The 24643-nt window shown below is 42.6% G+C and carries 22 protein-coding genes, 1 tRNA gene and 1 riboswitch; of the genes, 12 read left to right on the top strand and 11 right to left on the bottom strand.

Annotation, left to right across the window (positions count from 1 at the left end):
• Positions 1-5: 5 nt before the first annotated feature.
• The 6 genes from MR764_RS11925 to MR764_RS11900 are packed head-to-tail and all read left to right on the top strand — an operon-like array spanning position 6 to position 5803.
• Entirely contained in the window at positions 6-776 is a 771-nt protein-coding gene (locus tag MR764_RS11925; protein WP_247979648.1) for a LytTR family DNA-binding domain-containing protein, read from the top strand.
• A 21-nt stretch (positions 777-797) separates the two neighbouring features.
• Positions 798-974 (top strand): hypothetical protein, encoded by a 177-nt coding sequence (locus tag MR764_RS11920; RefSeq protein WP_247979647.1) that lies wholly within the window; start codon positions 798-800, stop codon positions 972-974.
• 37 nt (positions 975-1011) lie between these two features.
• A complete protein-coding gene (locus tag MR764_RS11915) occupies positions 1012-2466 on the top strand; it encodes a sulfatase (RefSeq protein WP_247979646.1) in 1455 nt (484 codons plus the stop codon).
• A gap of 56 nt (positions 2467-2522) precedes the next feature.
• On the top strand, positions 2523-3944 hold the full coding sequence (locus MR764_RS11910; protein WP_247979645.1) for an L-fucose/L-arabinose isomerase family protein: 1422 nt from the start codon (positions 2523-2525) through the stop codon (positions 3942-3944).
• Positions 3945-3988: 44 nt separating this feature from the next.
• Complete coding sequence (locus MR764_RS11905; RefSeq protein ID WP_247979644.1) at positions 3989-4705, top strand: HAD family hydrolase; 717 nt, start codon at positions 3989-3991, stop codon at positions 4703-4705.
• Positions 4706-5803 carry a zinc-binding dehydrogenase gene (locus MR764_RS11900; RefSeq protein ID WP_247979643.1) on the top strand — a complete coding sequence of 366 codons (1098 nt, stop codon included), beginning with the start codon at positions 4706-4708 and terminating at the stop codon, positions 5801-5803.
• Between the two features lie 92 nt (positions 5804-5895).
• Here MR764_RS11900 and MR764_RS11895 read toward each other — a convergent pair.
• Both MR764_RS11895 and MR764_RS11890 read right to left on the bottom strand, forming a co-directional pair.
• A tRNA-Pro gene (locus tag MR764_RS11895) sits at positions 5896-5969 on the bottom strand.
• A 433-nt stretch (positions 5970-6402) separates the two neighbouring features.
• Positions 6403-8568: a DUF349 domain-containing protein gene (locus tag MR764_RS11890; protein ID WP_247979642.1), complete on the bottom strand. Its 2166-nt coding sequence runs from the start codon at positions 8566-8568 to the stop codon at positions 6403-6405.
• 526 nt (positions 8569-9094) lie between these two features.
• On the opposite strand from MR764_RS11890, the gene MR764_RS11885 reads away from it, so the two are divergent.
• Entirely contained in the window at positions 9095-9523 is a 429-nt protein-coding gene (locus MR764_RS11885) for a hypothetical protein (protein ID WP_348773078.1), read from the top strand.
• Between the two features lie 81 nt (positions 9524-9604).
• On the opposite strand, the gene MR764_RS11880 is transcribed toward MR764_RS11885, so the two are convergent.
• The gene (locus MR764_RS11880; RefSeq protein WP_247979640.1) at positions 9605-10996 is read right to left on the bottom strand and encodes an aminopeptidase P family protein; all 1392 of its coding nucleotides are present in this window, start codon (positions 10994-10996) and stop codon (positions 9605-9607) included.
• A 232-nt stretch (positions 10997-11228) separates the two neighbouring features.
• Between MR764_RS11880 and MR764_RS11875 the strand changes: the two genes are divergently transcribed.
• Complete coding sequence (locus tag MR764_RS11875; protein WP_247979639.1) at positions 11229-11951, top strand: cytidylate kinase-like family protein; 723 nt, start codon at positions 11229-11231, stop codon at positions 11949-11951.
• A 33-nt stretch (positions 11952-11984) separates the two neighbouring features.
• Here the strand turns inward: MR764_RS11875 and MR764_RS11870 are convergent, their stop codons facing one another.
• From MR764_RS11870 to MR764_RS11850, 5 genes are all read right to left on the bottom strand, one after another.
• Positions 11985-13451: a DUF1080 domain-containing protein gene (locus tag MR764_RS11870; RefSeq protein ID WP_247979638.1), complete on the bottom strand. Its 1467-nt coding sequence runs from the start codon at positions 13449-13451 to the stop codon at positions 11985-11987.
• A 38-nt stretch (positions 13452-13489) separates the two neighbouring features.
• Positions 13490-15052, bottom strand: a complete 1563-nt coding sequence (locus MR764_RS11865) for a M81 family metallopeptidase (RefSeq protein ID WP_247979637.1) — start codon at positions 15050-15052, stop codon at positions 13490-13492.
• A gap of 418 nt (positions 15053-15470) precedes the next feature.
• On the bottom strand, positions 15471-16142 hold the full coding sequence (gene ribB, locus MR764_RS11860) for a 3,4-dihydroxy-2-butanone-4-phosphate synthase (RefSeq protein WP_247979636.1): 672 nt from the start codon (positions 16140-16142) through the stop codon (positions 15471-15473).
• A 100-nt stretch (positions 16143-16242) separates the two neighbouring features.
• Positions 16243-16364, bottom strand: a riboswitch (FMN riboswitch).
• Positions 16365-16622: 258 nt separating this feature from the next.
• Complete coding sequence (gene codB / locus MR764_RS11855; protein WP_247979635.1) at positions 16623-17864, bottom strand: cytosine permease; 1242 nt, start codon at positions 17862-17864, stop codon at positions 16623-16625.
• A 24-nt stretch (positions 17865-17888) separates the two neighbouring features.
• Positions 17889-18884 (bottom strand): hypothetical protein, encoded by a 996-nt coding sequence (locus MR764_RS11850; RefSeq protein WP_247979634.1) that lies wholly within the window; start codon positions 18882-18884, stop codon positions 17889-17891.
• Positions 18885-19202: 318 nt separating this feature from the next.
• Here MR764_RS11850 and MR764_RS11845 point away from each other — a divergent pair, with 318 nt between their 5' ends.
• Positions 19203-19775 (top strand): YkgJ family cysteine cluster protein, encoded by a 573-nt coding sequence (locus tag MR764_RS11845; protein ID WP_247979633.1) that lies wholly within the window; start codon positions 19203-19205, stop codon positions 19773-19775.
• A 55-nt stretch (positions 19776-19830) separates the two neighbouring features.
• Here the strand turns inward: MR764_RS11845 and MR764_RS11840 are convergent, their stop codons facing one another.
• Entirely contained in the window at positions 19831-21171 is a 1341-nt protein-coding gene (locus MR764_RS11840) for an MFS transporter (protein ID WP_247979632.1), read from the bottom strand.
• Between the two features lie 449 nt (positions 21172-21620).
• Here MR764_RS11840 and MR764_RS11835 point away from each other — a divergent pair, with 449 nt between their 5' ends.
• The 3 genes from MR764_RS11835 (at position 21621) to MR764_RS11825 (ending at position 23256) form a co-directional block, all read left to right on the top strand.
• Positions 21621-21893, top strand: a complete 273-nt coding sequence (locus tag MR764_RS11835) for an RNA-binding protein (RefSeq protein WP_247979631.1) — start codon at positions 21621-21623, stop codon at positions 21891-21893.
• Position 21894: 1 nt separating this feature from the next.
• Positions 21895-22086 (top strand): cold shock domain-containing protein, encoded by a 192-nt coding sequence (locus MR764_RS11830; protein WP_247979630.1) that lies wholly within the window; start codon positions 21895-21897, stop codon positions 22084-22086.
• A gap of 300 nt (positions 22087-22386) precedes the next feature.
• Positions 22387-23256, top strand: a complete 870-nt coding sequence (locus tag MR764_RS11825; protein WP_247979629.1) for an RNA polymerase sigma factor RpoD/SigA — start codon at positions 22387-22389, stop codon at positions 23254-23256.
• Positions 23257-23323: 67 nt separating this feature from the next.
• Here MR764_RS11825 and MR764_RS11820 read toward each other — a convergent pair whose 3' ends face one another.
• Positions 23324-24031 (bottom strand): DNA alkylation repair protein, encoded by a 708-nt coding sequence (locus MR764_RS11820; protein WP_247979628.1) that lies wholly within the window; start codon positions 24029-24031, stop codon positions 23324-23326.
• A gap of 56 nt (positions 24032-24087) precedes the next feature.
• Positions 24088-24489 (bottom strand): GFA family protein, encoded by a 402-nt coding sequence (locus MR764_RS11815; RefSeq protein WP_247979627.1) that lies wholly within the window; start codon positions 24487-24489, stop codon positions 24088-24090.
• Positions 24490-24643 lie beyond the last annotated feature (154 nt).

Raw genomic sequence — 24643 nt, 5'->3', positions numbered from 1 at the left:
GATTTATGAGAGTAATTATTGTTGAAGATGAGTTGCACAACTACCGTTTATTAAAAGGAATGGTAGAAAAATTGCGGCCCGACTGGAACATTTTGGAATGGCTCGAGAGTGTAAAAAGCACGGTTGCCTGGCTGGAAACCAATCCTGCTCCCGACCTGATTTTTATGGATATTCAGCTTACTGACGGGATCAGTTTTTCGGTATTCGACAAAGTACAGGTCGAAAGTATGGTCATTTTTACAACAGCTTACGACGAATATGCCCTGCGGGCTTTCCAGGTAAACAGCATCGATTATTTATTGAAACCCATAAAACTGGAAAAGCTGGAGCAGGCTATTGATAAGTTTGAGAACCTGATAAAAATCCACAACAAAAACAGTGAAAACAAGCCCGATTACAAGGAAGTACTGGAAGCTATAGTAAGAGGGGAGAAAAAATACCGCACACGTTTTCTGATCAGCGGCGCGACTTCTTATTTCAAACTCGATGTGAGCGAAATTGCCTGGTTTTATACCGAAAACAGGGTTACCAATGCAGTTACCTTTAACGGGAAAGAGCATGTGGTAAATTTAACGATCGAGAAATTGGAAGAACAGCTTGATCCGACACAATTTTTTAGAACCAACCGAAGTACAATTGTTCATATTAACGCCATCCGGAAATTTGAAAATCATTTTGGAGGCAAATTAATTTTACGCCTTATCCATCCGTTCGACGAACCGATCATCATTAGCCGTTTAAAGGCAGCAGAGTTCAAAGAATGGATGGAAGATTAATTGTAGAGAAAATCATTATCTATGGAAAAAAGAGAATTATTATTTAAGGAAGCGATTACGCTTATTGAAAATTCTACCCCTTTAAAAGAAAGTATCTTGTACCACAATATCTACACAGTGAACATGAACGGTGTCTACCCGTTTTCGACTCGCGAAGATGTTTTAGGACTGGTAAAATTTCTGAATCTGGTGTATTAGTTTTATATTCAATCCGTTATCAAAAAAAGATAATGGAATGAAACCAATCAACTTGAAACTGCTTCAGCACAACAGGCGTAATGCACTGTCGTTGTTGATCTTATCACTGTTTTTTTTATTAGCAAGCGTCTGTTCTAATGCGTCAGAAAAACCAAATGTTGTATTTATTATTGCCGATGATATTAGTTGGGACGATTTCGGATGCTATGGCAATCACCAGGTAAAAACACCGCATATCGATCAACTTGCCCGCGAAGGCTTGCGTTTCGACAATGCTTTTCTTACGGCAAGTTCCTGCAGTCCAAGCCGGTGCAGTATAATTTCAGGGAAATATCCGCACTCGAACAGAGCTGCCGAATTACACACTGAATTACCTGCCTCCGAAATTCCATTTCCTTTGTTGTTAAAAGAAAACGGATATTACACCGCGCACGCCGGAAAATGGCACATGGGAGCAGCAGCACACCGGGCATTCGATATTTATACCGATAACAATGGCTATAAAAATGGCGATGGAGGAGAGGCAAACTGGATTCCGTTTTTGAAGGACAGACCCCAGGACAAACCTTTCTTCTTTTGGCTGGCCTCGCATGATGCGCACCGCCCGTGGGGAGCCGATACTTTCCATATAACACACGATCCGGCAAATCTGGAAGTTCCGGTTTACTTTGCTGACACGCCAGAAACACGCCAGGATATGGCTTCTTATTACAACGAAATCGCTCGTTTTGACCATTATATCGGGAAAGTGAGAGAAGAACTGGAACGACAGGGAGCACTCAACAATACTGTGATTATCGTTATGGCAGACAATGGCCGTCCATTTCCCCGGTGTAAAACCCGCGTTTACGACAGCGGCATGAAAACTCCCTTTATCGTATTCTGGCCCGATGGATTAAAGAAGAAGGGCGTTCGAACCCAAAGCCTGATCAGTTCGATTGATGTTGCTTCCACTATCCTGGAACTGGCTGAAATTAAACAACCTGACGACTACCAGGGCGTAAGTTTCGTGCCCATATTAAAATCGGTTAAGGCAGAAACCAGAAAGTACGTATTTTCGGAACACAACTGGCACGATTATGAAGCTTATGAACGAATGGTACGCACAAAAGATTTCCTGTACCTCTGGAATGCAAGGCCCAATCTTACCAACTGTGGTCCGGCCGACTCCAAAAATTCACCGACACAAAATGCGTTAAATGAATTACGGGATGCAGGAAAACTCAGCGCAGCTCAGGCCGATGTATTTTTAACACCTCGTCCAGCAGAAGAGTTATTCGATCTGTCGCTCGAAAAGGACCAATTGTTAAACGTAGCCTCTGTGGAAAAGTACCAAGTTCAACTCACCGAGTTACGTAATTTATTACATACCTGGATGAAAGAAACCGGAGATACAACTCCTGAAAATCTTACTCCCGACAGGTTTGACCGGGAAACCGGAAAAGTATTACGAAAAGAAATCGTAAGAGGAACAATGCCGGGGAGCCGGTAAAATTGCAGTCTCAAAAATCGAACTGAAAGTAAACTAATCTAACATAACTAAACCAGATGAAAAATAAGACAAAAGTGGGGCTCTTTGGGATTGGCCTTGATACCTATTGGCCGCAATTTGAAGGCCTGCTCGAAAAACTGAAAGCCTATCAGGACCAAATAAAACACCGGATTGAAGAATACGGGGTAGAGGTGGTTGATGCCGGGATGATCGACAAACCTGAAAAATCGCATGAAGCTGCAGATTTGCTGAAATCTCAGGATGTAGAGATCATATTTCTTTATGTTTCTACTTATGCATTGTCGTCAACGGTTTTGCCTGTGGCGCAAAAGGTAAAAGTTCCGGTAATCATCTTAAATCTTCAGCCGGTTCAGCAACTTGATTACAATGCATTTAATCAATTGGGCGACCCGGGAAAAATGACTGGTGTTTGGTTGGAACATTGCCAGGCGTGTTCTGTCCCCGAAATTGCCAGTGTTTTTAACCGTTCCGGAATAAAATACGATTTTGTGACCGGTTTTTTGGAGGATAAACAAGCCTGGACTGAAATTGAAAACTGGACCGATGCGGCACGTGTAGCTGCTTCATTACGAAACTCCAGGCTGGGAATTCTCGGACATTACTACGGTGGTATGCTCGATGTTTATACCGATTTAACCAGGCAAAGCGCCACTTTTGGAACGCACTTCGAAATTTTGGAAATGTGCGAGCTAAAAAAATACAGGGATCAGGTAACTGCAGACGAAATGCAGGCCAAAATCGGTGAATTTAATGCTGCGTTTAATGTTACCCCCGAGTGTGATCAAAAGGAAATTGAACGTGCTGCGCGTACTTCCATTGCGCTCGACAAGTTGGTTCAAAACCATAAACTGGGCACATTAGCTTATTATTATGAAGGCGAACCGGGGAATGAATACGAAGACATTATCACTTCCGTAATTGCCGGAAACACGCTCTTAACAGGCAAAAACATACCGGTAGCCGGCGAGTATGAAGTTAAAAATGCTCAGGCTATGAAGATTATGGATGAATTTGGTGCCGGAGGTTCTTTTTCGGAATTTTATTTAATGGATTTCAGGGATGACGTGGTTTATCTCGGCCACGACGGCCCGGCGCACTTTGCGATTGCCGAAGGAGAGGTAAACCTGGTGCCGCTTTCGGTATATCATGGCAAACCCGGGAAAGGTCTTTCTATCCAAATGACAGTAAAACACGGACCGGTAACCTTACTCTCGGTTGTGGAAGGAAAAGACACTGTTTTTCTGCTTGTGGCTCAGGGCGAATCGGTAGAAGGGCCGACACTGCAAATCGGCAATACCAACAGCCGTTACAAATTCCCCATTAGTGCTAAAACCTTTATCAATCAGTGGTCAAAACAAGGGCCTGCCCATCATTGTGCCATTGGTGTTGGGCATATTGCTGAAAAAATTGAGAAACTGGGGCAAATCCTGAACATCAACGTCGTAAATATTTGCTGATTTCAAAATAAGTAAGAATAAATAAACAGTATAATAAACTAAGTATGGACCAAATAAAAATGGTGGTATTCGATATGGCCGGAACTACCGTGAAAGACGATAATGAAGTAGAAAGATGCTTTGTTCTGGCCGCCCAAAAAACCGGACTAAAATACACTACTGAAGAAATTATTGCGATGATGGGCTGGTCGAAACGATTGGTTTTCGAAACGCTTTGGAAAAAGAATCTCCCCAATGCAGAGGACGCTGAAATTCAATACAAAACTGATCATTCTTACGCCGAATTCAAAGTAATTCTTGAAAACAATTACTTAACTCAGTCGGTTTCACCCGTTGAAGGAGCCAAAGAAATTTTTAGCTATCTAAAAAAGGAAGATGTAAAGATTGTGTTGACTACAGGGTTTTACCGAAAAGTAACGGACATTATCCTGCAACGATTGGGATGGGACAAAGAGTTGGATGAAAATTACAAAGGAAACAGCAATTCGATTATCGACCTTTCTGTATCGAGCGATCAGGTAGCAAGCGGACGTCCTTCGCCGGCTATGATCAACAAAGCAATGGAAGTTTTTGGAGTCAGCGATCCCAAAAGAGTTGTAAAGATAGGGGATACGCCTTCCGATTTACAAGCCGGCAGAAATGCCAATTGCTATCTGTCGCTTGGAGTAACTTATGGTACGCATAGTTATGATCAACTCGCAAAATACGACAACGACGGTTTGCTGGACTCGATCGTGGAACTAAAAAAATACCTGGTATAAATGTCGGAAAAAGCTACTGCCTGGGTCTTTTCGGGTATAAGAAATACCCTTGACTGCCGTGAAATAGAACTGCCAAAGCTGGGAGAGGGCGAAATCCTGGTAAAAAACCTGACATGCTCTATATGCAAGAGCGACCTTCATACATTTTCAGGAACCCGCCCCGGACCGGTGCCGACTATTTTAGGACACGAAATTGTTGGGAAGATTGTTGACCTTCCGGATAAATGTGTGTTGGATTTTACCGGACAAAGATTAAATACGGGAGACTTAATTACTTGGACCATAATGGCATCGTGCGGAGAATGTTCGTACTGTAAACGGGGAATACCGCAAAAATGCAGGCTCTTGAAAAAGTACGGTCATGAAAAACTGGACGAACACTTTCAGCTTACCGGCGGTTTTTCGTCTCATACTCATTTGTATCCGGGCACCGCAACGTTTAAATTGCCTGCAGACATCGATCAAAGACTCTTAGCCGGACTAAATTGCTCCTGGGCAACCGTAATGGCTGCAATACGAAGTGCCGGAACTATTGAGGGCAAAAACGTTTTAATTACCGGCGCCGGAATGCTTGGAATATTGGCAGTTATGGTCTGTCGGGAATTGGATGCCGCAAAGATATTGGTGTGCGAAAAAGATCAAAAAAGACTCGACTTGACAAAGGAGTTTGGTGCAGATTTATGCATCAGCGAAAGCCTGCAGGAAACTTCAGTTAAGACAGGCGTTTCTGAGTTTCTTCAGAACGAACCTGTAGACATTATTTTTGAGATGACCGGCAGCAATGAAATGGTAAAAAATGCCTTTGAATATGCAGGAACAGGAGCCAGTATTATTCTGGTCGGCTCAGTTTTTCCGGTTGATAATGTGGAGGTAAATCCCGAGAAAATTGTTAGAAAACTACTACAGATCAAGGGAATACACAACTACACCCCGGAAGACCTTGCATCGGCAATTGAAATACTAAAGCAAACCCATCAGAAATATCCGTTGGAAAAACTGTTTGACGACAGGTGTTTTAACCTTAATAATGTAGATCTGGCACTGGAACATGCTGCACAAAGTTCGAGTCATCGTGTGATTATTGACTTGATGGATTGATCCGTAATCAGTAGCCAAAATTGAAAAAGCCTTTAAAATTTTTGACAAATTAAAAGGCCGGTGAATTGAAAACTCATCGGCCTTTTTTAAGGTCGGGATGACAGGATTTGAACCTGCGACCCCGTCGTCCCGAACGACGTACGCTACCGGACTGCGCTACATCCCGAAATGATTATTGAATTATACCGTTCAAATAATCGTCTGCAAAATTAAACTTTTTTCTTTTAAAGCAAAGAAGAAGAGAATATGATTCAACTCAAAAAGCACATATTTTTATATATCTATTTTATTTAACATAATATAAATTATAGGACAAATATATTGATATTAAATTTTGGAATACCCGGCATGTTTACATCTATCCGTCAGCCGACAGATGGTTTGCATAAAATCAGATACTCGGAAGAAAAAGCTTATACCTAAGTTCCGGTAATAGTCTTTTCAGGAAATCAATGTCACTTCGCTAATGATCTTTGCTTGTATACTTATAAAATGCTAAAGTCGTTGAGAATTTAATATCTGGACAGATCTACGATCCTTCATCAAATATTAAATTCTGAGCGATCAAAAAAAAGCCGGCGTTTAAGCCGGCTTTCTATCTATTCGTTATCTTCGATATCGTCGATTACTCTAATCTTTTCTTTCAGGAATTCGATCTTTTGTTTGGTCACTTCAATTTTCTTTTTCACATCCTTAATTAAGGATTCTGCATTTTTCGATTTTGCAAAGAAACCAATATTGTTGTCCAGTAAAACCAAATCATTTTCGAGTTGTTTCAACTTCGTCATATATTTATCACGTTCAAAACGCATTTTATTCTGACCTCTCGACGACTCTGAATATGTACTCATCTTAGTTCTGAACTTCAACATATTCCTTTTTTCTTCGTCGATATTCAAAACATCATACAATTTGTTGATCAATTCCCTGAATGTCGACTGTAATTCATCTTTCTTTTTGAACGGAACATGACCAACTTCTGACCAACGGCGCTGAAACTGTTTTAATTGCTTTAAATTTTGTTCCACATCATTAGACGACTTAAATGCCTTTATTTCTTCTATGATCTGTTCTTTTTCTTTTAGGTTGTCAATCTGTTCGCTGTCAACGTCGGAAAAATGAACTGATTTTTTATCGAAGAAATAATCGCAGGCTGTTCTGAAACGTTTCCAGATCACGTCGGATTGTTTTCTGGGTACCGGCCCAATTTCTTTCCACTTTTTCTGGATATTGATAAAATCCTGCGTTGTCTTTTTCCAATCGGTGCTATCTTTCAGCGCTTCTGCCTGAACACACAAATCGATTTTTAACTGAAGATTATTTTGCTGTTCTTCCTTGTTTTTCGAATAAAAATCGCGTTTAGCATCGAAGAATTTATCGCATGCCGTGCGGAATCGTTCGTAAATTCGGTTGTTGTCTTTTCTGGGAGCAAAGCCAATTGTTCTCCAAACTTTCTGAAGCTCAATAAGTTCTTTTGACAGATCGTCCCATTCTTTGTGTGTTTCAACTCCCTTTTCAAGAATTTCTTCCACCTTTTCGCAAAGCGCAGTTTTGGCATCCAGGTTATTTTTCTGTTCTTCTTTGCGATCTTCAAAAAACTCCTGGTGCTTTTTGTTGATTTTTGATGTTGCTGCTTTAAAACGCTCCCAGATATCGTCTTTTTGCTCTCTCGGAACCGGTCCGATTTCGCGCCATTGTTCGTGATATTTTTGAAGCGTATTGAATGCTTTAATTATGGAAGGATCGAGCAATAATTCCTCTGCTCTCTCACATATTTTGATCTTTGCTTCAAGGTTCTTTTTTAAATCCAGGTCACGTAATTCACGATTTATTTTGATGTAATCGTAAAAATTTTCAACATGGAAATGATAAGTATCCCAAAGATTTTTCATTTCAGATTGCGGCACCAGACCGATCTCGCGCCATTCCTGCTGCAATTCTCTGAATTCGTTGAACGTTTTATTTATTGACTCTTCGTTATTGATCAGACCTTTTATCTTTTCAATAACCTCGTATTTTTTTCTGAGATTTTCTTCTTTCTCTTGTTCCAGTTGCTTGTTTTGTTCAATCCTTATCTGCCGATAATCTTTTAGCAAGTCTTTGATATCGTTTTCGTATGGATCTTCTTCGGCCACAAATTCCTCTTCTGCCCCACCCTCTTCAATGAACACCTTAAGAGCCTCTTCTTCATTGTCTTTTATGTTTTTATAGAAACTTGCTTTAATCGCTTCGACCTCTGCTCTGATGTCGCGTGTTTCTTTTTCTTCCAAAACATCACGCAAAGCATTTACCAATTCAATTTGCGTATAAGTGGAATAATCTATTTTCTCCTTTTCCTGGGTTTTTTCGGACTTAACCTCGGCTGCCGGCTTTTCCTTTATTGCTGGTTCAACAACTTCGGCTTCCGAAACAGCAACTACCTCTGCCTCTTTTCCCGTTTCTTCTGGCTCAGAAGCTTCGACTTCAGCTTCTTTGGTTTCGGTCTCTTCAGCATTTGCTTCCGGTTCAGCTGTTTCTTCAACAACTTCATCTTCAGCAACAACTTTTTCTTCCGCTTCATTTTCGGGGCTTACAACCTCAGCTTGATCGGCTTCTTTCTCGGCATTTGCAGCAGGTTCTTCAACTTCGGCGGCTATTGTTTCTTGTGATTCTTCAGTTTCAGCGATCTCTGCTTCTTCCGACACAACATCCTCCTGAACTTTCTTAAGGTCCTCTTTTTCCGGACTTCTTAACTCTTCTGAGTTTTTTAGATCTTTAGGTTCCATTTATACGATTTTTTTGCTTTCCATACGGCAGCGTACATGATACATTGCTCTACGAAAATAGACAAAAGCCAATTAATACTCAATTTTTGAACGGAAATAAAAATTTGTCAACTATTAAATAGTTGACATACAGCAATATGTCTTCATTTTTTGTTTCCTTTTTTCATCATTAAATCCTTCATTTCTAACGATTTTGAGCAAAATCAGCTCTCTCTAATGCGTAATTTTCTCTTTCACGGCACAACACATCTCCTGACGCTGATGCTCAACCTAATTCCGAAAATAACCTCCGCAATTACAGATCAGACAAAGGAATTTAAGTGTTGATGCAAAATCAAAATCCGTTGTTTGGATGAAATTCACAGAAGTACTTCAATTAAACATCATCAAAAAAACAGAATACTTTCTGCTCAATAACATTCACAATTGACTCTATCTCAAGACGTAAAGCATAATATATTTGCATCATTTTCAGTATATTGTTAGCAGACTTTAATCAAATAACTGCAAATTTTCTGCTCATGGGATAAGTGTATTTTTCTTAAGTAACCGAAACTCTTGTCGAAGCCAAATGGCTGAAGCAATTCTGAAAAATCTCGACGAAAATCTTGAAATTTATTCAGCAGGTCTGGATCCGGTAGATCATGTTAGCCCGATTGCCATAGAAGTGATGAAGGAAATTGGAATCGATCTGCAGCCCAGTGTTCCCAAACGTTCTGAAGAATTCTTAAATCATGAATTTGATTACCTGATCACGGTCGGCGAAGGCACATTAGAGGAGCTTAAAATTCCTTCGATCAGGTACAAACGCAAGATGCACCTGGGATTTCGCAGTCCGTATAAAAATTCAAAATCACACGACGAAATTCGTGACAAATGCATTAAAGTTCGCGACGAACTAATACTCGAGTTGAGCTATTTCTATGATCACATTCTAAAACCGCAAAAAGAATAAAAACCAAAGAAAAAACGCAGCTGGAGAGTTCTAAGAACAGATTCCGACTGCGTTTTTCTATAGCTTATTCAGTGTTTCTTGCTATCCTTTGGCTACAGTTGCCTCCACTTCATCGGGTGTAATGGGCACTCTTTCACCAATTATTTCAGCTCCTGTTTCGGTGATCAGAATGTCATCTTCGAGACGAATGCCCCCAAAGTCGCGGTATTCATTCACCTTATCGAAATTGATGAAATCCTTGTTTATGCCTTCAGCCTGCCATTTATCAATTAGTGCGGGAATAAAATAACATCCCGGTTCGTTGGTGACTACAAAACCCGGTTTCAGCCGTTTTCCCAGACGCAAATACGCAGTTCCGAACTGATCTACCGGACGAACTTCATCGTCGTAGCCCACATAAATCTGGCCCAAATCTTCCATGTCGTGTACATCCAGTCCCATCATATGTCCCAATCCGTGAGGCAAAAACAGTGCATGAGCTCCACTTTTTACAGCTTCTTTCACATCTCCTTTCATCAGTCCCAGTTCTTTCAAACCTGCAGCCAAAACCTCGCACGCGGCCAGGTGAACCGACAAATAAGTAAGGCCCGGTTTCGACAATTCGGTGGCTTTGTTATTGGCCGCCAGAACAATCTCGTATATTTCGCGCTGTTTTTGGGTGAACTTACCTCCTACCGGTGTTGTACGGGTAAAGTCAGATGCATAATGCAGAAGAGATTCGGCGCCGGCATCGCAAACCATTAAACGTCCTTCCTTTAAAATCTGCGAATGATCGTGATTGTGCAAGGTTTCGCCGTTCATGGAAAGAATAATCGGGAACGAGGTCATTCCTCCACCTGCCAGGGCAATCCCTTCGATGGTACCTGCAATTTTCTGTTCCCAGGTTCCGGGTTGTGCCATTTTCATGGCGGTAACATGCATTTGGTAGCCGGTTGCACACGCTTTCCTGATCTCCTCAACTTCCTGTGCTTCCTTTACTTCGCGAAGTGAGATCACCGCTTTAATCAATTCAAGCGATGCGAAACCATTGATTGTTTGTGCAGAGCTTCCGGTTAAGTTCTCGAGTAAAAGTTTGTTTTCGGCGCGATATGGTGGAAGAAAATGAATTTTCCGGCCTGTCTCTTTGGCCGCCTTCACTACATCGAAAACCTTGGCAAACGGCGCTGTATTTGTTATTCCTGCTTTTGCAGCATTTTCCTGTAAAGTCACCTGTGGCCCCATCCAGATGATGTCCTCAATATCCACATCATTTCCAAAAATAAAATCCTCGCCACTGTCAAAATCCACAACACCCACCAAACCGGGAAAGTCAAGACCAAAGAAATATAAAAAGTTACTGTCTTGTCTGAAATGATAGGTATTATCCCGGTAATTCATCGGAGCCTCCACATTGCCTAAGATCAGTGCAATGCCGGTCAATCCTTTTGTTTTCAGGGCGCTTCTCCTGTTAATGTATGTACTTCTGTCAAACATAGTATTTGTATATTTTATAAAAATCCGAAAATACAATTAATCTTACCAAAAGCATAAAGGCTACTTTTAATAAGTCTTAAAAATAGACTTAAATCTCCGAATTTATCCTGATTCCTGTCAGGTTCAAGCCAAGTTCATCGCAATCCTTTTTTGTTAAATACAGGGGTTAAAAACATAACATATTTAATTGAATCGTCGTAAATTGAAGTAATCAACTAAAATTTCAATCGTCATGGGCAACTCGTTAATGAATTATTTAAACAGCCGTCTGAAAGAAGAAAAATCCTTTCAGAAAGGGCATGTCGGAGATGCCGGGCCTGTTATAACCATCTCGCGGGAAGTGGGCTGTAACGGATTAAAACTGGCCAATCTGCTGGCTATTGAATTGAACAAACAGCGGATGCTTGCCGACTGGAAAGTACTTAGCAAAGAGATCTTTTATGAAAGTGCCCGCGAACTAAATCTGGCGCCTGAAAAGATACTAAAAGCACTCAAAAAGGAAGACAGCTACACCTTTGAACAGATTCTGACTGCTTTTGGCGAAAAGCGTTATAAAAGCGAAGCGAAGATTGTAAATACTGTCAAGGAAGTGGTTCGATCGCTGGCGATAAACGGATTTAATATTATTGTGGGTAGAGCCAGCCATATTATTGCAGCGGATATTAAAAATGCGCTTCACATCAGACTTGAAGCGCCATTGGAATACCGTATCAGAAACATCATGTGCAATAACAATCTGTCGCGCGACGAGGCCAAAGCTTTTATCGAAAGAGTGGAAAAAGAACGAATTGCATTCCGAAAGGCCATTCGGTTGGAGCAATCTCTCGACGTACACTTTGATATGATGATTAACCGGGCTTCTTTTACCGACCGGGAAGCCGTGGAATTGATTATGTTTGCCATCGAGAAAAAACGAATACTGGCCGATTACAAGCAAAAAATTGATTTCTTCTAACCGACCAGTACTGATGAATCTTTTAATCGATGTTTAGCCCGTTATGTGGTCAGGCAAACCTTTTACATTGATTGGCTTTTCCGCATCCGGTTTAATTTCGAACATATCGTTAGGTGTAAGACCACATTCTTTAATCATTTCCAGACAATATTCCAGGTGTCCTAATTCGTTGGTCACGTTATTGGTTCCGAATGAGAACTTTACGCCTGCCTCTTTCGCCATTTTAATCATTTCTGCTTTGGGTGTTTTATACCGGGCATTAATTTCCAATGCAACGCCATTGTCGGCCAAAACCTTGACTACTTTTTCCATCCTTTCCGTTGTCCACAATTCATCGTATTCAGACATTAACTGGGCCGGCAAAACCGTTGGGTTCACATAAATATCGACGGGTTCCTGCGAGAAAATCGCCTCAATTTTAGCCACTAAGTCATCCATGAACTGTTGTTTGTTATCCACCCAAACTTCTTCGGGGATCCAGATCCGGTTTCGGCGCCCTTTTCTGTCGGTAAACGTCATGGCATCGGTAAATACATAATCGAATTTTGAAATGGCTTCGGGCGAAAACAAAGTCACCCATTCCCTTCCTTCCGCCTGCATTCCTTTGAATGTCGGACTGCCTTTTACTTCTTCAATGTATTGATACAAAGAAGAATCGTCGGTAACCGGGAAATGCAAACCACAATTGGGAGCCACTCCGTAATTAATTCCCAGGCGCTGAGAACTAGCCACTACATCGTCAATGGTCAGGCCGCCTTTCAGGTGAACATGAAAATCAATCAGTGGAAAACCCTGTTTCATTAATTGGGTCACCGTTGTATCCCAGTTTTTGTCATCCACCGTTTTTACTTCACCATCGGGCAACGCTTTTATGCGCAGGTTTTTATAAAAAGTAGTGCTGTTTGCATCGTGTGCCTGTAAAGCAATGGTTCCTTCCCCCAGCTTCACTTTTTCGCCGCCCTGCCATCTCCATGGGTCTGCGGGTTCGGTGTATTCGTTCACTTTTACATCGTTCACAAACACTTCAATAAAGTTCTCCACTACTTTAATCCGCATTTTAAACCACTCGTTATCGTTTGCCACCGGATAGTATACATTCCGAATGTTATAAACACTCCCGGTTTTTCTGCGCTCTTTTGAATCGGGCGATCCTACAAAAGAATTATTGACCTGAATTTCGTAGCCTGTTTCAGGCCATCCTTCAGCCTGGTATTGGGTACTGATAAAAATTCCGGAATTGGAATGTTCCATTGTTTTTACCTCGGCTTCAAACTCAAAATTTTTGAAATTTCCCTTATAAAAAAGATGGCTTCTTTCTCCGGAACACTTAATGGCTCCGTCCTCCACCGACAGGCTTTCGGGATGTTCGGAAGCTTTCTTCCAGCCATCGAGTGTTTTTCCGTCAAACATAGTTTGCCACTCTCCTGTCGGGACAGAAGGCTTGCATGCCGCGGCGATCAACACTACTAATATTAGTAAATAGAATCTGGTAGATTTCATTGTTGTTGGTTTAGATTATATTTTTTGAATTAATATTTTTAGTCGAGGCTTCCCGATTGCGGAATAAATCGTGCACTCAAATCGGGTGTAGCCATATCTTTATCGAGTGGAAACATCGGCCGAATGATCCTTTTGTAGCCCAGACGTTCAAGATCCTGATCTACGCCTCCGGGAGTCAGAGCCATCAGCCAGTCCGCCCTCATATCATATAATTCGGGAACCAGGTAGCCGATTTTTACCACCACAATATCAGTTTCTCTTGGATTGAGATCAAGATCAGTGAAGTCTTTTTCGTAATGGTAGGGCTTGCGTTTTTTTGTGACAATCACCTTAACGCTACCGGTTTGAACCACCACTTCGGTTCCGGCATTCTGATCGCCTTGTTTTATTGCCGTTACGGTACCGGTAAGTTGCAATGGCGGTGCATAACGGTCGTCCACCTGTGCTCCCACCAGCTCGCTAACTTTTCCTCCTACTCCCACTTCGAGTGCTTTTTCGATCATAGCAGGTCCGGGAATGGATGCATAGATCAAAGACGGACCATCGGCTTTCTGAAATTCTTTTCGCTTTAATATTTCTGTCAGCGTCCAGGTTACATCGCCGGCTCCTCCTGCTGTAGGGTTATCACCCATGTCGCTGATCATAAAGGGTTGTCCATCGAATGCAATCGCTTTATCCATACAATCTTTCAGATCGGCTACCGGAGCAACAAATTCAAATTGCTCGCGCACGTCCCAGAAACTCCTGGCCAGTTCTTCGGCAGCTTTACCCACTGCCTCTTTATCGTCGCCATAAGCCATTACCACGCCACGGTTGCGGGGCTCGTCGGCCCAGGCATAACCAATCCAGATGGCTGCGTCAATGACACCCTCCTGCTTGGTAAGCGGCTCAACTTTGGCATACAAACTTTTACCCGGCTCAATCCGCGTGCTTGTTTTTTCTCCGGGAAGCAAAATCGGAACCGGAATCCAGGCTTTGTATTTGGGTTTGCCTTTACCGCTCTCCAAACGATCGAGCAGGTTTTCCAGGGCGCGTTGTTTTGATTCCAGCGCATCTTCATGGGGCGCCATCCGGTAACAGGTAATCAGGTCGCTTTCGCGTGCCAGTCGTTCGGTAACGTTTCCATGCAAATCCATAGATGTGGAAATGATCGTTTCCGGTCCGACTACTCCGCGAATCCGCTTAATCATATCCCCTTCCGGATCATCCAAACCCACAACGCTCATGGCGCCGTGAATGTCAAAGAAAAGCCCGTCGTAAGGAAGATTTTCGCGCAGGCGATCGAGTGTTTCTCCCATAAGCGTTTCGTAGGCTTCGCGCGTAACAATACCGCCGGGCAGCGCATGCCCACGTAATGTTGGGAACCATTGCGCACGCTGACGATCCGGAGCACTATCGGCCATAAAAGGGTAATACGAAAAGATCTCCTCTCCTCTTCTGGCTTTAAATGCACTGATATCGGATTGCGCAGGTGAAAAAGTGCTCGATTCGATAGCCAATCCTGCGATGGCTACTCTTGGCAATTCTTTACTTTTTTTATTGTTGCACGCCCCTAAAAATACCAGGCCGGCAATCATCAACGGATAGATTATTCGTCTCATTTCTTTTCGTAAGTTTTGTTCTTTTAGCAAGTAAGGCAAATTTAATGAAAAGAGTCAAGCATTACAGATAAAACCGGGATGAATATAGAAATCTACGGCGGGACAAAGCCTTCCTAAGTTTACTGAAACAATATCGGATTCGCCTCGACAGAATTATTTTCTATTTCAATCTAACCTTTATACATACCTTCTTTATATTGAAATTTGAAGAAAATATGAACGAGTTTAATAAGGAATAAGAAATCAGGAAAAGTTAGCTCAATTTATTCCGGTTTCGACACTTTTTTATTCGTTATTCCTTAATATTTCTTTTTTATTTGTCCTGTTTTTTGAAAGACATATTTGTGAATATAGAGTAGCTATTTCCATTGAGTAATAGATTGATTAGACCATATCAGATTCCTTTCCTGCCCGGCAATTAAGAGAAAGCAGGTTCTTCCTTCATTCTGGCAGTAATAAGCTGTTTGCGATACTGGTAAATGTCCTCAATCGTGGCAACGGTTGTATCATGCTTTTGCGCAAAGTCCATTACTTCGGGCAAACGTGCCATGGTGCCATCTACATTGGTAAGTTCGCACAAAATGGCGGCATCTCCCAAGCCAGCCAAGCGTACTAAATCCACACTGCCTTCGGTATGCCCCCTACGGTCAAAGACACCGTTAATCTGGGCTCTCAACGGAAATACATGCCCCGGATGTGACAAATCTTCGGCCCTGGCACTATCCGCAATCGCTGTTTGAATGGTAGTTACCCGGTCTTGCGCTGAAACGCCCGTGGAAACACCTCTTTTGGCCTCGATGGAAATGGTAAAAGCCGTTTGATTGGCACTCGTATTATTTTCAACCATTGGCCTCAGACCCAGCGTTTGACATTTTTCATCGGTCAGGCATAAGCAAACAATTCCGCTGCATTCGCGAATCATCAATGCCATATCTTTCGCTGTCATTGTTTTGGCCGGAAAGATCAGATCGCCTTCATTTTCACGATTCTCATCATCGACCAATAAAATACCTTTTCCTTCCTGCAGTTTTTGAATGGCCCGTTCCACCCGCTCCCGGCTGCTTGCTCCAAATGTTTCCAGTGTGATCATCTTTACTCCTCTTTTATGTTGTAATCATCAAAATCCCCGGAGCAAAGGCAATTCCACAGCCCCTTGTGCAACGCGAATTGCACAGGCTGCCGATTGCTTATGGATTCTTCTCTCATCCAGACTGTAACTGTCGGTTTTGGAATTTCACCAAATCAGTCCTTTTGCAAGGAGTCGCGGACTATCACCGCCGGTAGGGACTTGCACCCTGCCCCGAAGAATATCGCGCCAAAATTAGCTGTTTCGTTTTTCTCAATCAAGCTAAAAAACAATTTGTTTTTAGACGTCTCTGCGTTTTCCGTTGTATGCTGCCGACAACAAACAAAAAGTCCATCTCAATTTAAAATCTTGAGATGGACTTTTGTTTGATTCGCGATACTTGATATTAGATTGGAACTAAGATTGAGGTAACCCAGTTCAATCTTATCAATCTAAACCAGTTGAAATGTTTTGTCCAAAAACACGAATACTGTTGATCCGGGACTAAAGCGTTTGTGTTTTTAAAATGGCTTTTTCGATAATGACATAAGCCACGATCGAACTCACCACACTGTTTACCGGCGCAACTCCGGGCAAATAGGTTGCGGCCAATACCCCAATTCCCCAGGCAACCACTGCCGACCAGCGAAATTTACTGATTTTCTTTTCTGCAAAATCAATGTATTTGGCTTTATGAACCAAAAAGTAATCTGCAATCAGAACGCCCCCAATCGAGGGTAACATTGAGTTCAGTACATTCAGAAATCCTACGAAATTATTGTACAGATAAAGCGCCAGTAAGGTTCCGATGATCCCGTTCACGATCACCATTATTTTTTTGGGCAAACGGGTAATGTTCGAAAATCCAAGTCCCGATGCATAAAGTGCATTATCATTAGTGGTCCAGATGTTTAATCCCAGAATAATCATCGCCCAAACGATCATCCCCTGGTTCACCAGAACATCACTGATATCTGATTGCTGATAAAAGGCAGATCCAACGGCGCCAAAGAAAAACATCAGCGAGTTTCCCAGGAAAAACGCAATCAACGTAGTGGATACCGCAATTTTGCTGTTTCTGGAGAAACGGGTAAAATCGGGTGTTAAGGTTCCTCCGCTGATAAAAGAAGCCACGCAGATCCCGATTGCAGCATAAAGTGTCATCGGATTCTCAGGAACGATATCGAACCAGGCAGCTGTTCCTCCAAAATCGCCAAAGGCTTTTCCCACCGACATCAAGCCTAACACGGTAATAGCAGGCACCGCCACAAAACTAAGTGCGGTAAGCGCTTTAATTCCAAACCAGGCCGTAGCAGTCATTATGAGCCCGGCAACTGCAACGATCATATAAATGTTTAAACCGGTAACTTTTTGTACCGGAATGGCAAACATCGCCACACCAACACCAAACCATCCCACCTGGGTGATTCCCAGTAAGAATGAAGGAAGAATCGATCCTCTTTCTCCAAACGAGTACCGCGCCAGTAAATGTGTTGATAAGCCCGTTCTCGACGCAATAAAAGCCAGCAAACCGGTGTAGATACCCAGCACCAGGTTTCCGACCAATATGGCGGTTATAAACTTAGAGGCGGTCAAGCCTGCTCCCAGTTTTCCTCCGGCCCACATACTGGCCGAGAAAAAGGTGAAGCCCAGCATTACTACCAGCATTACCCAAAATCCTTTTTTACTGTTGGTGTCAACTGCCGATAACGAAAAATCGTGATCGTGATGCGATGGTTTTTCCATTGTTAGTTTTTTATAAGTTGATTTTTAAGAATTTGCAATGCTTTTTATTTTTGCCAGCTGAGCAGAGGCTAGTTCCTCGAGGTCTACCTTTCCAAAACGGCTTCGGTCGAGAAGCGGTACACGTTCTCCCACCTGCTGATCGAAGGTTCTGCCGCGACGAGCCATGGTGTGCACCTGCTCCCAGTATTCGATCACGTCTTCGAGGTATTCGGGTAACCAAAACGCACGTGAACCGGCATCGTAAATCACACAGCGTTCCATCGGGAAGGCCGGATTTTCATACTGGCTTTCAACAAACTCGGGGGCCATAAGGGCTTCGCGCTTTACCAAATCGGTTCCGGTAAGCTTAATGGTTAATGGCGTTGAAACGGTAGGCACAGTAAAACGTCCTTCGATATAGCACAAGGTGGTGGATTGATATCCTTTAAACTTCGCACGACAAAGTGCATCCACGTTCTCCAATATCTCTTCTGTCCGTTTTCCTCCATAGGTAAAAAACAGAATCGATTCGATGTTGGTGTTATTGATTTCGGCTTGTTTTACCAGGGCTTCCAACCCAAACTCGAGACTGGTGCCGGTTGCGACCACATCGCCGATCACGATTTGCGCCGATTGCGGCATATATACCTTTTGGTAGTCGCTTTCGATAATGTGCCACTCTTCAGAATCGGGATTAATACGGGCCCTTTGGGCGCTGATAAACGACGAACCGTGTAAATTCCAGTCGAACGCATCGGCGATGGCTTCGCGCAAACCAAAATTCAGTCCGCCCCGCAAAATATTAAAAACTATGGTTTTTCTTTCTTCCAGGCAAATTACCTGTTCTTCCTGCAAACTCTTCATCGCCATCGAACACGCCTTACGCAGCTTGCGGGTATAATTTACCCCCATTACCGTGGTATCGTTGCAAATGGCACGCGTTTCAGCGCTGGAAATCACCAGGCGGTTAACACTCGTTTTCCCCTCCTCTTCAATTTTGTAGATTGAACAGTCGTTTCTCTTTGAAATTCTATTCAGCATTTCTATCGTAAATTTTAAAAAATAAATGGGAAAACAAGAGACCGGGATGGTCTCCGGACGTGTCCCAGAAATTCGGGAATGCTCCCCAAATTCCGGATGACAAAAATGAACTTTTTATTCCAAAAGTCAAAAATAAACGTTCAAAAATCACTCAGATTTAAAACAAGAGTTCCGTTTATTTCGGATGAAAAATAATTCAGCGCATAGAAGAATAACGGATGCCGGAATTTTCTAGATTTGCTACCTTTCACGATGTATCGCATCTGAAGGCCATTCCAATAATTTAGTTCGAACCAACTTACTTGTGCATTGAATACGATGTACCATAAAATTCAACGTGTCCGAAAAGTTTTGAACGATGCTGCAACGCACGCCGAAAGATTTGGAAAAACAAGCGGACTAACCTGCGCTGCCGGATGTAACCGGTGTTGTGTAAAAAAAGACATACATGCCAGCACACTCGAGTTTTTCCCTTTGGCTTACCACCTGGTCAAAAACGGTTTAGCCGAAGGTTTTTACCAAAAGCTGGAGCAGATTCCCGACAACGATATGTGTGCTTTGTTTTCGGCACTGGGCGATACTCCCGGTTCGTGTAGCAACTACCCCTATCGCGGACTAATTTGCCGTTTGTTTGGTTATTCGTCGGGCCCCGACAAACAGGGACAATACCGCCTGGTAAGCTGCAAAACCCTGAAAGAAACACCCGCTTACAATAACTTAACACCGCAAATAATAGGACGGGCGCCGGTGTTTTCGGCCTATTATATGCAGCTGGCGGCCATCGATTTTATGCTGGCCAACGAATCATTGCAAATTAATCAGGCTATAAAACGGGCACTGGAGCTGGTAATGACCCATTATCTCTATCGCCGGCCGGGCAGACGAGCTTAAAATTGTGCTCAGCAAAGCGCAAAATAAAAGCGATTCTGACGAGGGAAAAGCCCTGCTATTGTACAAATTTATCCTGGGGGTTCCGGGCTTTGTAACTCAATGCACCTAATACTGCCACCACCACAATCATCACGTAAATTCCGTAACTGTAACTTCCCAAACGGGTGTAAGACAGGCTAAATAAAATCGGGCCGAGCGCGCTTCCAAAAACAATTAACGACATTACAAATCCGGTGATCTTCCCGAGGTGTTCGCGACCGTAATAACGCGGCCAGGTTACCGCCATCAGTACGTTGTACACGCCGCTGGTTATGCCGTGTCCGACAATAAAACCGAGGTAGTAAATACCATGCGCCATGTGTGCCATACAAAACAGGGCCAGCAGTTCGGCAAACAACATCAGGTAAAGCAGGTAAACCAGTTTAATCCGGTCACTTATCCAGCCTCCCAGCAACGAGATGGTTACCGCAATAAACGACGATGGTATAAAAATCGCCAACGCTTCGTCGCGCCCGATACCGGCAGCTTCGAACAGCGACACCAGGTGAAAGGTAAATCCGGTGATGTAAAGTGCGTAAATGGCCAGCGGCAGGGCAAATAACCACAACGTTGCACTTTTGCGGGCTTCTTTGAGTGTAAATTGTTTAAATGGCCTGATCGTCACATTATGTTCCCGGTTACCGTGTTTCTCTCCATCGGGAATCATGTTCAGGTCTTCGGGATTATCGCGGTAAAAAACAAAAACAAAAGCGGTGAAAAATACTCCAATGGCCAGCGCCATCCACAGCCAGGCCATCCGCCACGACGTTTCCTGAATAAGCATATAGAAGGTAAGCGGCGCCACCGAAAATCCCAGCGACACAAATAGCGAAGAAATGCCGTTTACCAATCCTCTTCGGGCGATAAACCATTTCATGAGCATATTGCGCGACACCATGGTTAACACGCCCTGCCCCGAAAAACGCAGCATAAAAAAGAACAGGATAAGCACAGCCACAGCCACTCCCACATAGGATGAAGACGTAGCAGGCGCCAACAAGTGAATAATGCGATCAGACTGGCTCAGCAGCACCAGTACGGTTGCCAGCAACAACGATGTTCCCATCCCCACCCAACGGGCGCCATAGCGGTCGTAAAGTTTTCCGGCATAGGTCAGAATAAACGAGCTGGCAATGGTTCCAAACATATAGGCCATACTGATCTGGTCGCGGCTGATCCTGATATTTTCCAGCAGATAATCGGTAAACGTGGAAACACCCGTGGTTTGTCCCGGAGCACTCACCAAAATACCAACTGTTGCCACTGCAAGGATCACCCATCCATAGAAAAAAGGTACTTTTCCGGGTTTTAACAAAAGATTGTTATAGCGTTGTTTGAATGAAACCTGATTTTGCATAGCTCAAAGTTAAACGTGTTTCGGCCGAATCCAATAGCTAGGTCGTCGTATTTTATATGACAACAAAGGGGTAACGTTTTTTTTATGAAGGACTCAATTTTGGCTGTTTTTAGAATGATGCACAAGCATTTCATCGTGTGCATTCCTTTATATGAACGAAAACCCTTAAGGTGAATTATGTTGCGAATAGCAGTCATTCCCGGCAACTCTTCGTCGCATTCTCTGTTTTGTTTTGTACTCACAATAAAAAGACGTACTTTTGATGCTTCTTGATTAGAATCGTAATAGAATTATTATTCCCAATAATAAATGTGTTTTTTTCTAATTGATTAAAATGATCAGTAGCTCATAGGCTATAACGAAAAAAACATAGTTCTGCTATTCTATTTCTTATTTCTACCTGCTACAAAGTAATAATCAGGCAAAATCAGTATCAAACAATCTGATGGATGCCAGTAATAGTTTTTTATATGAATATTTATGTTGGAAACCTTGATTTCAAGGTAAACGAAAATGACCTCAAAGTAATTTTTGAGGAGTACGGCACTGTTAACGATTCAAAAATTATAACAGACAGATACACCGGACAGAGTAAAGGTTTTGGATTTGTTACCATCGAAAATGCTTCGGATGCCAATAAGGCAATCGACGAATTAAATGGTGCCACTCTCGATAACAGGGAGCTTGTTGTTAACGAAGCACGTCCAAGAAAAGAATTCTAAGATGAGTGGAGGAAAAGTAAAATGGTATAACGAAGTGAAAGGCTTCGGTTTTATCGAATTGGAAGAAGGAAAAGATGTATTTGTACACCGCACTGGTTTGGCTAATCCCATGCGAGGACTTACAGAAGGTCAGCAGGTAAATTTCGAAACCAGAACCGGTAATAAAGGAATAGAGGCTATTAACGTAAAATAGCCTGAAACAATCCAATACCTGCATTAATTTTCGAATTGATATGGGTATTGTTTTTTTATACCTCACAAAACTCTCGAAATGCACTTATTCCAAACAATTTGAGTAACTTACGAACTCTTAATCAAATTACCGGATCTGAATATTAGCACCAAAAGGGCATTGTGCAGAAAATGAGCGCAATTTAGCTGCAATTGGAAGGCATTGCTTTCGATCAACAGTAACCTTTGGCAGATAAACATTAAAGCCAATCATTGTCTTGAAAATGATCAGAAAAACAATAACAAAAGAAACAGAAGAAGTATGCGGCAGTTAAAAATAAATCAGCAGATCACCCACCGAAACGAGAACTCTGTTAACATCTATTTTAAAGAAGTGGCCAGGCATCCGTTTGTCTCTCCCGAAGAAGAGGTTGAGCTAGCCCGAAGAATTAGGGAAGGTGATGATGCAGCGATGCAAAAACTGGTGGAAGCCAACCTCCGTTTTGTAATTTCGGTGGCTAAACAATACCAAAACCAAGGCTTGTCCTTTGTCGATCTTATTAACGAGGGGAATGTTGGATTGGTAAGAGCTGCCGGAAAATTTGACGCAACCCGGGGATTTAAATTTATTTCCTATGCCGTGTGGTGGATACGCCAGTCGATTATGCAGGCCCTATCGGAGCAAACCCGGATGGTAAGACTACCACTAAACAGAATGGCTTCGATTACCAAAATAAAAAAAGCCACCTCGTATCTGGAACAGCGGTTTGAACGAGAACCCACCAACCGTGAATTAGCGGATTACCTGGAAGTGAAGGAAGACCTGGTGGCTAAAAACAATGCCATCAAATTTCACCATATTTCATTTGACAAACCCCTCTCGCACGATGGCGAAAGCGACTTTACACTCTACGACCTTGTACAAACCGATAGTACGCCTGCTCCCGACACGGAACTACTGACCGAGTCAACCAGGATAGATTTAGTTCGTACGCTAAACAAACTGACCCAAAGAGAATCTAAAATTATTGTTCTGTACTATGGGTTAAACAACCACAAATCACACAGTCTTAGTGAAATAGCTGAGATGTTACAAACATCTGCAGAGAGAGTCAGACAAATCAGAGGCGTTGCCCTGTCGAAAATGAAAAAACTGATGTCGGGCACAACGTGTATTTACAACGACATTTAGTACATAATAATCTTCCGCAATCTTCATCCAATAACTCTCCATTGATGTTTTATTTTTGAGGCATTTATTATTTCTTCATCGCCTCCTGCTTTAACTCTTTCGGCATTTTTTCGATGGCATATCGTAAGGCAGTTCGTGGCATCACTGCTTTTTTCTGCATCACATAGTCAAAAACCTTTTGCTGATCGGCCTGGCTGGCGGCTTTCAACATCCAGCCATACCCTTTCTGCACCAGGTCGTCGGCATCCAGTAAAAGTAAATCGGCAATTTCAAAAATGATGGGGTGAAACTGCCCTTTCCGCGCAGGTATAATAAAAGTAACGGCAGCAGCCCTGCGCATCCAGCGGTTCTCGGATTTTGCGAAAGTTTTCAATTCCTCTGCATATTCCGGGTACATCATAACAAACTCAGCCAGCGAATGATTGCAAAAAGTATCGCACGAAGCCCAGTTGCTGATATAGTCTTGAATCCAGTGTTTGAAAAGCTGAAAATCATCGGAGTGAAATTGTTTCCGGAGTGCATAAGTCCATTCGCATGCAACAAACGATTCCTCCATCATCCCCGCCTGCCAGAACATTTCGTTCATCGCAAATATTTCGTCCTTCGGAAGGTGTTTAACTTCCGCAAAACATTCTTTGGCGATCCTTTGCACCAAAGGTGTTTTTACGCCATAGGTCTGAATGGCTTCCTTGAAAAAACGTTCGCTGCTTTTCTTAGCATTTTCATCGGCGCTTTGCTGCAAGCGCTCCCGAACTTTGTCAATTATCTCCTGCATCGCTGAAGTTTCTTAGATTAAAGTTGTTTTATTTCCATAAGAAAATAAGGCATTTGTTATCCGGGTAGCTTTTCATAGCGCGGGATTTTCTCCATATCCTTGTCCCAGTTCGCTTTGTAGTCCAGAAAAATGTGTCCTTTGGGTTGTATCGGGATATCAGTATTCAGACTTCCGGCAGGAACAACCAATAGAGCCCCGTCCATTTGTAAATTGGGCAGGGCCGATCCGCAATGCACACAAAAAGCTTTTACGTGTTGGGTAGTTTTATGTTGATAGGACCGCACCTGGTCTTCGCCCGAAATCCATCTGATTTTAGCCGTCGACGAAAACAGGTTGGCGGCATGTGCCGACCCGGTATCTTTTCGGCACCACTTGCAGTGGCAAAGAAAAAAGTCGTCGAAATCGCCGTTTACTTCAAAAACCACTTTTTTGCATAAACAAGAACCGGAATGTATCATGAATTTTTGTTTTAAGGATGATTAACTTCATAAGCGGGCACTTAAAACCCGCTGATTATTAATTGTTTATTTTTTAGTTCTTTGACATTTTTGTAATCGTATTTCGTAAGTACTTCTTTTATAGGAGTTTTGTCGAGTAGAGATATGCTAAGGA

Source organism: Maribellus sp. YY47 (genome assembly GCF_023111095.1).
Classification (GTDB): Bacteria; Bacteroidota; Bacteroidia; order Bacteroidales; family Prolixibacteraceae; genus Draconibacterium.
The sequence above is the reverse complement of the archived record's forward strand: the minus strand, read 5'-3'. Positions and strand labels throughout refer to the sequence as shown.